Raw genomic sequence first — 10,573 nt, 5'->3', positions numbered from 1 at the left:
CGACCCGGAGCGCCTGGTCGAGGACTTCCGCGCCGTGGTGATGGGGGCCGACGAACGCGACGAACACGACATGACTGACGAAGAAACCGACAGCCCCGGCGACGAGCCGGGCGACGACCGAGACGGATCGGACGGCACGGACGACGCGGAGCAGTTCCGCGAGTTCATGCGCGAACAGACTGAGACGCAGACCGAGATCCTCCGAACTCTCTCCGACGCTCTCCGCGCGGACGATGACGATGACGATGGCGACGATGACGAAGACGAGGAGGAGGACGACGAGGACGATGACCGCGACGCCGACGGTGGGGATGGCGACCGGACCATCGAGATCGATGGTGAGGAGGTGTCCGCGGAGGACGCTATCCGCCAGCTCCATTCCGACCTTGACGACGCCGAGCCCGAGACGCCCGGCGACGGTGACGAGGACGGCGAGCGCGACGAGGAACCGGCTGACGAGCGCACCAACGACCCGCGAAACCTTCTGTGAACATGAGCGCAAGCACTGACGCCCCCTACGACGACCTGCAGACGGACCGTGACATCGCGGCCCGACTCGCAACGCCGACGGACGACAACGCCCAGACCATCTACGACACGATCCTTCGCGCCTTCGGACTGCCGGAGGTCCCGATCGAGCGCGGACGTGTTGGCGTCCCTGTCTCGCACGTCCAGGACAAGCTCCTGGCGAGTCACCAGCGCGCCGAGGACGACCCCGAGGCAACGACGCGCGCCGAGGACCAGTACGGCACCCGCTCCCCGTTCGTGGCGGCTGCGGCGGCCGGTGACGGCTACCAGGACCTCGGAGAGAACGACCGCATCGCGCCAGTTGAGGAGATGAGTTCGCGTGCGGCAATCGACCAGTCGGTTGTCGGCGCGGCCACTCCGATCGAGGTCGACCCGCAGATCATCGACATCCAGCGGTCGGCTGCTCCCGTTCTGGACGTCATCCAGACGCAGGCCCAGGCCGGTTTCGAGGCCAAGTACAACGTCATCTCCGACCGGAACGACCCGATCGGGATGGTTTCCGAGGCCGACGCCGCGGGTGACATCTCCTCGCTCTCGGAGGGCGACTTCTCGCTCGCGACTGAGAGCAAGGACATGAAGATCTCCCTCGACCAGGCCCGGATCAGCGACTTCAGCCAGCGCGCTGAGGACACGCTCGGCTACATGGATCTGAGCCAGACGACGCTCGGTCAGCGGGCGATCGCCCGGGCGCTGTTCAAGGCGAAGCAGATCTTCTACGGCGACCCGAGCGTCGCTGCGGGGGACAACTCCGTCGAGGACTCGAACGCCTACGAGGGAATGGCGTCCATCTTCGACGCCGCTGGAAACTCGTTCGACAAGACGACGGTTGCCAGTGGTTTCCTCGAGGATCTTCTCGACGAGATCACGAGCCAGGTCACCAACACCGGAGCGATGTGGGGCTCGATGCGCGTTCTCTGCTCGCCGCAGTTCTACAACGCCGTCTACGACGAGGTCCCCCCTGTCGTCCGGATCGACGGCTACGACGCCGATGTCGAGTACGGTCCGCAGGGGCTCGCTATCGGGACCGAGCAGGGAAGCATCCAGATCACGCCCTGCGACAACATCCGCGGCTACGGCGCCCTCACCGGTGTCGGGGCATCCTCGAGTGCCGGCGACGTCTTCGTGATCGACGAGCGTGCCACGCAGTTCCGCCAGCTGGCACCGTTCTCGACGGTCCCGCTGGGACGCACCGGCCTCGCGGACAAGGTTGCGTTCTTCGAATACGGGACTCTCATCGACAAGAGCCACGGCGAGCACGGCCTTTGGCTGCAGGGCTACGACATCTGAGGTGACCAATGACGCACAGCACCACAGCCGTTGAACGCGAAAGCGGCGGCTCGACTGACGTGGCGTACCACACGGNCGGCATCGAAGTCGACCATACCGGCGGCGTATCGGTCGTCGGCCAGGAGGACGCGACCACCCTCGTACGCTGGGATCACCTGAACGGTGAACTCGCGGTTGTTGCGGTCGCCGACGGGACGGATGTCGCCAGCGGCACGGACGTCGGCGAAGTCCGGCTCAAGGTCGAGGGGGTCTGAATCATGCTCGTCGAGCACCCACGCGCCGGCGATGGGCCGGGCAACCCGCCGGCGGCGGTCGACGTCAACGGCGAGAGTTCCCCGGTCGACGGCGGTCGGTTCGAGGTGCCCGGCGACGCCCACTCGTGGCTCGAGCACTTCGCATCGGCTTACGATACGACGCCCGATGCCCTGATCGTCGGGGAGACGTGCGGCACTGTGATGGACAACGGCGAGGTTTGCGGGCGTGAGACCCCCTGTCCGTATCACAGCGACGAGGAGGAGTGACCGATGCCTACTGGATACTGCACCGTTCCGGATGTCCGCCGGGTGCTCCAGGACACGGTTGCTGACTTCGACTCTGGTGCGACGGGCGAGGACAACAACCAGATTATCGTCGACGCGATCTCCAGCCAGGCGAAGTGGCTTCGGGACTCGACGGACTGCCACTTCTACGTCGCCGGTGGGGTCACCGAGGACGATCACGACTTGGTCCCGACATCGGCGACCGAACGCGGTCCCGAAGAGGGGGATATCCCGTCGACGCCACACCCGCAACACTCGACGATGCTGGTCGCCGACCGCGGGCGCTACCCGCACAAGACCAACGGTCCGTACTGCCGCGTTCCACTCGAGAAGAACGACGCGGGCACACTCCTCAGCCTCGAGGTTCGCGACGCGTCGGGGTCGTTCACGGACTGGGTCGCTGACGACAGCAAAGACGAGGGGGCGGACTACCGCCTCTACGTCGAGCCTGGGTCGGCACCGTCACGGTCCTACGTCGACCTCCGAGCGGCTTCGCTGCCCTCACTGCGGGACTACGGCAACGCCGTGCAAGCGACCTACGAGTTCGGCGAGGACGAACTCCCGTCGACGATCCGGCGCGCGACTGCGATGCGGGCTGCGGCCCAGTTGCTCGCCAGCGACGACGAGGCGACGCTGGGGATCCCAGAGAACGCAAACATCCAGTCGGTCGAGACGAAGGTCCAGGCACTCGAACGCCAGGCCGAGGAGCTTCTCGAAGTCTACCTATGAGCACAAGTGACACCACGGCCAGCGCGTCGTTCACCATCGGTGGGCCGGAACCACTGGTCGACGACGCCGAGCGGCGGCTCGTCGGCGAATCAAACCCGCTCGTCTACCAGGCCGTGCGAGTCAGCCACGGGACGCTGCGATCGTACGCGTCGCGAACGGACTACGACATCGAGGCGATCGAGGACTCGTTCGGCGGCGTGGAGGTCGACCGGACCGACACCGGTATCACGGTGACGTGGCGCTGGGATCACCCCGCAGCCATCTTCATGAACAACGGGACGAGCGACCACACCATCCACGGAGACCCCGTTCTGTCGTTCATCTGGGAAGATCCGCCGGCGAGTGCACGCGAGCGCTGGCCGGACGAGGGCGACGGCGTGCGCGTGTTCACCGATAAGGTCAGCGTCTCCGGCCTCCCGCAGTCGCGGTTTGTCCAGTCAGGTCTCGAGTGGCTGCGACAGGAGGGGAGTTAGATGGTTCAGGACGAAGTGACATGGAGTCTCGAGACGATTCAGACGAACTGGCCCGGCGACCCGTTCCCCGACGACCTCGCCCGAATCGACCGCGATGAGCCAGAGATTTTGGAGACCGGCGAGCGGAGGCGGTCACTCGAACTCGAACGANGCGTGCGCGTGTTCACCGATAAGGTCAGCGTCTCCGGCCTCCCGCAGTCGCGGTTTGTCCAGTCAGGTCTCGAGTGGCTGCGACAGGAGGTGAGTTAGATGGTTCAGGACGAAGTGACATGGAGTCTCGAGACGATTCAGACGAACTGGCCCGGCGACACGTTCCCCGACGACCTCGCCCGAATCGACCGCGATGAGCCAGAGATTTTGGAGACCGGCGAGCGGAGGCGGTCACTCGAACTCGAACGANCGTTCCCCGACGACCTCGCCCGAATCGACCGCGATGAGCCAGAGATTTTGGAGACCGGCGAGCGGAGGCGGTCACTCGAACTCGAACGATGGAACGGGATCGGGGGGTCACGCTCGAACCGCGACCCGCAACCGGTCGGCGACGAGTACAATCACCGAGTCGAGACGACTCTTTCGTTCCGTCTCGAGGGTCTCCACGCCATCGAGCGCGGCAACGTCGACTCGGCAGATCACTTCGAGCAGCTGGTCCGGTACGCCCAACACGCGATCTCGGTTGAGCGCTCCTACCCGACGGTCGAGGACGTCGACGCCGACCCGATCGGATCGGTTGCCTATCACACGATATCGCCAGCGGAGAACGAGACGGACCTGAGCGGCGACAATGGCGACTACTTCCGGAGAGACTGGGAGCACCGCTTTATCGGCTACGCAAACCAACCATGATTCGATACGACCACACTGACGGAGGTATAGTATGACGGGAGCCGGCGCGGCAACCGTTNCCGCTTTATCGGCTACGCAAACCAACCATGATTCGATACGACCACACTGACGGAGGTATAGTATGACGGGAGCCGGCGCGGCAACCGTTGCGTTCGGAAAAGAGCAGACGTTCACAGGCGACCTCGTCGCCTCGGACTCCGACGGCACTCCGGAGTACTGGAAGTTTGGCCGGGACGCCTCGATCAACAACCTTGAGCTCGAGCGGGCGCTGAGCAACCTGACCGAGGGCGATCAGGCCGAGTACGTCGAGTCGGTTGCCGGTAATCTTGAGGGAGCCTTCGAAGTCGAGGCCGTCATCTCGAGCGATGTCCACGGCGACGTCGAGGAACTCGTCTTCAACGACGCAGGGTCAGGGTTCACGCCCGGGAGAGCGGCTTCCGGCCGCGTCTACGTCGGCCTTGACTACCTCGATGGGACGGCCGAGCGCGAACTGGTCGGCTGTGTCCCGATGGGTTACTCGGTCAGCTACGAACAGGGCGAGCCAGTCAGTTACACGCTGACGATGGCGTACGCCGACGAGAATCTCGGGACAACGATCACACCCTCGTCAATCAACCCCGTCAGTGACGGGACGTCGGCGATGTTCCACGGCGTCACGCTCGATATCGACGGGACCAGCGTCGCGAAGCTCCAGTCCGCGGAGTTGTCGATCTCGAACATCAGTCGGTTCCAGTGGGGCGCGGATCACGTCGCGGTCGATGCGGTCCTCGCTCGCCCCGAGACGGAACTGAACGTCGATGCGATCATCACCGGTCCGTCGCGTACGGAACTCGCCTACGGCAGTGCTGGTGCGACGACGACCGCCGCACGAATGAACAGCGTCGCGGGGTCACTCGACGTCGCTGTCGGCGGGACGAGCGTCTCGACGTACTCGCTGTCGAAACTCAAGCCGAACACGAACTCCTGGAACGATGTCATCACTGATGGCGACACGGACGTGACCGACTCGACGACCTTCAACGTCACTGGCCAGACGGCGGTAGCCTAAACCATGCCACTACGCACTGAAACCTACGACCTGGACGATGAGGAGGAGCGCATCGAAGATGAACTCGGCGAACTCGCGGAGGTTCTCGAGTCGATCGAGAACGACAATCCCGCGGCCCTCGGGTTGCTTGAACGCCAGGAGCGTCTACAGACCCAACTGCAGGGCATCCGCTGGGCCCGTGACGAGGCGTTTGAGGCCGACTACGCGCCGGCCTGGGATGAAGACGTCGCCGAGATCACACTCGCCGGGCTGACTGGCGGCGAGTTCGGCGCTATGCAGGACGACCTCGAATCCGATGGCGCTGGCAGTGGCGCGGCACGCGTCTACCAAGTCGAACGTGGGACTGAGGACGCGCCGTACATCGACGATTCGATGGGAGAGGATCAGCGCATCTCCACTGTCGCCAACCTCCCGGTTCACTATCTCATATGGGCTGAGGCCCGCATCGGCGAACTCACGGGNATGGGAGAGGATCAGCGCATCTCCACTGTCGCCAACCTCCCGGTTCACTATCTCATATGGGCTGAGGCCCGCATCGGCGAACTCACGGGTATGGGGGGAAACGCAGAGATCAACTACGGCGACTTGCTCGAGGAGAGTCAGGCGGAGACGTCGACGTAGCGGCCAAGGTCGACTACTTAATCGGCGTCGCCGGCGCATGCGGGATCGCGCCGACCGTCGCGCGGCAGTGTTCCGTCCGCGACCTCGAGGCGATCGCGATCGTTGCGACCGAGGGGTTCGCGACGCCCCGTCCGAGGGAGTGACTTTAACTATATCCGACAAGAATCATTACGGACATGAACCGCCGACACTACCTCGCGCTGATGGTGCCGCTGCTCGCTGGGTGTAACTCCACGGCAACAACGGATCCGGACCCAGACCCGGACTCGGACCCGGGTGCGGGTTCGGGTGGCGATGTCCCTGGCGTGACACTGGACTCCGAAGCCCTTGAGGCCGAAGACGCTGACGTCTCGCTCGAGATCGCGTACAACGCCCGCGTCTCGACAGAGTTGGGCCCTGGAGAGCATTCGACCATCGCTGAAGACGGAAACAAGTGGGTGATCGTCCGGATGGACGTCACCAACACCGGCGACGCCGAACGCGAGCTCCTGGCGCACCAGTACATCCTCGAAAGCGGGGGCGAANGGGTGATCGTCCGGATGGACGTCACCAACACCGGCGACGCCGAACGCGAGCTCCTGGCGCACCAGTACATCCTCGAAAGCGGGGGCGAAACGTACGAGATTGTCGCCTTCGATGAGCACTACCTCCGGGGCAAACCCGCCGGCAGCGGCGAAACCGTAACTGGCTGGGTGGCGTTCCACGTCCCGGTTGAGACCGAGACGGCGACACTGACGGCCAACCAAGACGCCATCGCGGAGCAGATCGACGTGGAGTTCACACGAAACACGTCGCTCTCGGCGGCGTTCCCTTGACGCGCAGATAGCAACCAACGTTTCCTATGACCGATTTTAGCACAGAAGCAGACCTGTCTTTCAGCAAATCGTCACTCCAGAGCGCCAGCCGGCAGCTCGAGCGCGAACTGAGTGGTGTGAGTGTCGACTTGCGGACGGGTGGCTCAAGGAGTGGTGGAACAGGCGCTCAGTCAAGTGGTGTCGCAGCGACCGCGACGACAGCCGTCGGGACCCATCTCTCGGGCGTCTCCGGGAGTCTCGACGAGACGGTCGAACTCGACCAAGAGCGGAACACACTGCTGTCGGATCTCCTCGAGGCGACCGAACGGGGNGGTGGCGGGCTTACCAGCCTCATCAGTCTGGGAGGTCTCGCAGGGGCGGTGACTGGCGGGGTTAGCCTCTCCTCACTCGTTACCTCAGTGTCACTCTCGTCGCTCGTGACGAAGGTCGGTGCAGCCACTCTCGTGAAAGGATCGGTTGCTGCTGCGACACTCGTCACAGGGACCGTCATCGCGAAGAACCTCATCGAGGGCGATGTCACCGCCTCGGACATCATCAACCCGATCAACAGCCTCGGAGACCTCGTCACTGGGCCGCTCTCACTCCCGGATTATGTCGAGACTGGCGTCGGTATCGGGACGTTCATCGCCGGCGGCGTGTCGATCACGTCGTTCCTGACCGGGTCGTCGATCACGGCGCTGTTGAGTGGCGTCAGTCTGAGTTCGGTCGTCAGTGGGGTGTCGGTGGCATCGCTCTTGAACCCAGTCACTGCGGCCGCAGTCATCGGAACAGTCGCAGCAGGGGCCATCATCACCGGCAAGATTGATATCTCGAACTACATCGGCTCCGAGTCGGGCCCTGCTGGTCCTAACGCTGATATGGAGTCGTCGGCGTCGNTCATCACCGGCAAGATTGATATCTCGAACTACATCGGCTCCGAGTCGGGCCCTGCTGGTCCTAACGCTGATATGGAGTCGTCGGCGTCGACTCCCGCTGCAGACCGTGGATCCATACTCGATTGGGAGGACTACGACAATATCGACCCGCCGAGCGGGGATCCTGAGCCGACCACACTCGACGACCTTCCTGATGTCGGTCCGAGGGCGAACCCGGGCGGCGAGTCGAACAGTGCTCGAACCACGCGGACTGAAATCCGCCACTCACCGACGTACAACATCGACACGAGCGATTTGAAGCGGCAGATGGACCGGGATCGCCGTGACCTTGAACGGGAAATAGAAGAACTCAAGCGCGAGGTTAAGGGCCGATGACGTGGACGAAGCCGCAGGTCACGATCCACAACGCAGAGATCGGCGGGCAGACCGTCGATGGGACGTTCGTCTTCCCGAGCGATATTGGCCTTGAGTATGAGATGCGGACGCAGGAGTTCTTCCAGTCAGAGGGGACACTTTCGGTCGCTGCCAGCTCGATCCTTGACGTGATTGCCGACCAGACCGACCCCGACATCGGCGACGGGATCCGACAGGAACTCTCGTTCGACATCGGTGGGGGGATCCACGCGATCACGCTCGATTTTAGAGGGTACACGGGATCGCCGCATCAGTGGGGATCGACGGGCAACGGCGGCTCTGCGACCGACGCGACTGGGGGGGATCTCCACGCACAGATGGCCGTGTTTGATCGGTTTCTGAATACAGCGCGGATCGACTCGACCAACCCGGCAACACTTCAGGCGGGAGAGTACAGCGACGAAGGCCGCTACGGACCGCTGCAGGTGGTCCCCGAAAACCCGAACGTCCGGTTCGACTCAACCGAGCAGAGTAGCATCTACGAAGGCAGCGTGACGTGGGTCGAGACGGTCAGCCTCGACCGAGTGATCGACGGCAGCAAGCAAACGGACGGATAGCATGGCTGATTTACAACTCTACCCCCTTGTCATCCCACGAGACCCGCAGACGGGGCTGTCGGCGCAACTGCAGCAGCAACTCGCGTCAAGTGGCATCCTCGGCGCGGATAGCAGCGTCGTCGAACAACTCACGAGTGAACCAGGCGACCAGACAATCACGGGCCATTACCGCGACCGGTACGCTGGCAAGATGGCCGACGAACTCGAGGAACTCGCTCAGTCGTCGGGGTTCGAGGCGCTCCCACTGACTGGCCTCTCCGAGACGACATCGATGGACGGCTACTACGCGCTCGAGAGCGCGACTGTCGATCCGGTCCAGCCCCATACGACGCGCGTCCAGCGATACGACCTCTCGCTAACACGGAAGGGAACGAAAAACGACTACTTGCGCGCCGTCGAGCCCAACCGCCGGCAGGCCGACCACGAGTTCGGCAACGCAACGGATGCACTGGTCGGCGTCCCGGCGTCGGCACGGAAGGCGCAGTGGCTCCACCCAGAGACCAAGGCCCGAACGACCGCGTCGCCGATCGAGACTCGCAGCGCCGAACTCGGAGACGTCGACATCTACGACCTGGACGCTGGCCAGAACGCGGTCGGGACAGAGAACGCGACGCTGCTCTACGAGATCGACTACGCAGACGAGGAGAACGTCGACACGCGGGTCTACGATACTCGAGGCCACGCTTCGAAACACGACGCCGACGGCAACCTGCAGTGGGCTAAGTTGTTCAGTACCCAGCACGACTTCGACGACGAGATCGTGCTGGATAGCGGCCTGCTGCGCTTGCGTCTCGACGAGGCCGCTGGCACGATCGCCGCCGAAGAGTGGGACTCGAGCACGGAGTCCTGGACCGATGTCGGCCTGACTCAGCCGAGCGGCGTCTCCCTGTTCGACGTCGATCTTACGGAGATCGCGATGATCCGCGATCGTGCCCAGCTGACGTTCGATGTCGACGGCTCGCTCTTCAGTCTGGACGCGATCCTCTCGCGGGGGGGCGAGTCAGTGCTGTTCGACAATCCTGACGAAGACGGCCAGGGGCCAATCCCGACGGCAGTCGAGGACTGGCTCTCTCCCGTGGCGTCGACGACGCTCGTGGATGCGAACGCTTCGAAGGGGCTCGTGAGCCGGTCAGAGGNCCCGACGGCAGTCGAGGACTGGCTCTCTCCCGTGGCGTCGACGACGCTCGTGGATGCGAACGCTTCGAAGGGGCTCGTGAGCCGGTCAGAGGTCAAAAGATAACCATGACAGAGACAATTAGCGGGACGGTAGACCGTGGTGGAGACCCGATTGCAAACGCCCACGTACTGCTCGTCGACCAACCATCGAATAGCGTTGTTGACCGCACGACAACGGCATCGGATGGGTCATACCAGTTTACCGGAGCTTTCAGCACGCATAACGTCGCGGTAGTCCCGTGGTTTTTCGACGAAGACGCGTTTGACACGGGAGATTACACCGAGTACCAGGACCTCTTTTACGCGGATCGGCCGGTGGCGAACGTCTTGAACGCAGAGCCAGCACCCTCCCCCTTCTACGTGGCATCTGGGTCAGGTGATAATAGTGTCTACGTTCACGAGACGGACGGATGGACGCTTTCGCAGGAACTCACTCAGGCAGGATCGTCAGTCTCCTCGGTGTCGTGGAGTCCAGATGGATCGATGCTTGCGTATGGATCTTTTGACAACAATGTCTATATCCACGAGACGGACGGATGGACGCTTTCGCAGGAACTCACTCAGGCAGGATCGGAAGTCAACTCGGTGTCGTGGAGTCCGGATGGATCAATGGTCGCCTATGGATCAGACGACAACAATCTCTATGTGCACGAAACAGATACTTGGTC

At 63.3% G+C, this 10,573-nt stretch carries 10 protein-coding genes (2 of these 10 only partly in view); all 10 read left to right on the top strand.

Features of this window, described 5'->3' with window-relative positions:
• The coding region (locus C484_RS23330; RefSeq protein ID WP_006824103.1) for a hypothetical protein at nt 1-490 on the top strand (490 nt) is incomplete at its 5' end.
• 2 nt (nt 491-492) lie between these two features.
• Nucleotides 493-1,815, top strand: a complete 1,323-nt coding sequence (locus C484_RS00940; protein WP_049914944.1) for an SU10 major capsid protein — start codon at nt 493-495, stop codon at nt 1,813-1,815.
• A gap of 257 nt (nt 1,816-2,072) precedes the next feature.
• Nucleotides 2,073-2,336, top strand: coding sequence for a hypothetical protein (locus C484_RS00930; protein ID WP_006824100.1), 264 nt, complete (start codon nt 2,073-2,075; stop codon nt 2,334-2,336).
• Nucleotides 2,337-2,339: 3 nt separating this feature from the next.
• Nucleotides 2,340-3,083: a hypothetical protein gene (locus C484_RS00925; protein WP_152422640.1), complete on the top strand. Its 744-nt coding sequence runs from the start codon at nt 2,340-2,342 to the stop codon at nt 3,081-3,083.
• Complete coding sequence (locus C484_RS00920; RefSeq protein WP_006824098.1) at nt 3,080-3,556, top strand: hypothetical protein; 477 nt, start codon at nt 3,080-3,082, stop codon at nt 3,554-3,556. The genes C484_RS00925 and C484_RS00920 overlap by 4 nt, the downstream gene beginning before the upstream one ends.
• A 964-nt stretch (nt 3,557-4,520) precedes the next feature.
• Nucleotides 4,521-5,447 carry a hypothetical protein gene (locus C484_RS00905; protein WP_006824095.1) on the top strand — a complete coding sequence of 309 codons (927 nt, stop codon included), beginning with the start codon at nt 4,521-4,523 and terminating at the stop codon, nt 5,445-5,447.
• 797 nt (nt 5,448-6,244) lie between these two features.
• Nucleotides 6,245-6,883, top strand: a complete 639-nt coding sequence (locus tag C484_RS00895) for a DUF4352 domain-containing protein (RefSeq protein WP_006824093.1) — start codon at nt 6,245-6,247, stop codon at nt 6,881-6,883.
• Nucleotides 6,884-8,129: 1,246 nt separating this feature from the next.
• A complete protein-coding gene (locus tag C484_RS00885) occupies nt 8,130-8,729 on the top strand; it encodes a hypothetical protein (protein ID WP_006824092.1) in 600 nt (199 codons plus the stop codon).
• A 1,242-nt stretch (nt 8,730-9,971) separates the two neighbouring features.
• Nucleotides 9,972-10,573, top strand: the 5' portion of a protein-coding gene (locus C484_RS22755) for an eIF2A-related protein (protein WP_152422638.1). It continues 67 nt past the right edge of the window; the window shows 602 of its 669 coding nt (coding positions 1-602); its start codon is at nt 9,972-9,974; its stop codon lies beyond the right edge, outside the window.
• Nucleotides 10,525-10,573 carry the start of a WD40 domain-containing protein gene (locus C484_RS24845; RefSeq protein WP_049914942.1) on the top strand. The gene runs 443 nt beyond the window's last position, so the window shows 49 of its 492 coding nt (coding positions 1-49); the start codon lies at nt 10,525-10,527; the stop codon falls past the right edge of the window. Before C484_RS22755 ends, C484_RS24845 begins: the two co-directional genes overlap by 116 nt.

This window comes from Natrialba taiwanensis DSM 12281 (assembly GCF_000337595.1).
GTDB classification, from domain to species: Archaea; Halobacteriota; Halobacteria; order Halobacteriales; family Natrialbaceae; genus Natrialba; species Natrialba taiwanensis.
This window is presented reverse-complemented; position numbering and strand designations above follow the sequence as displayed.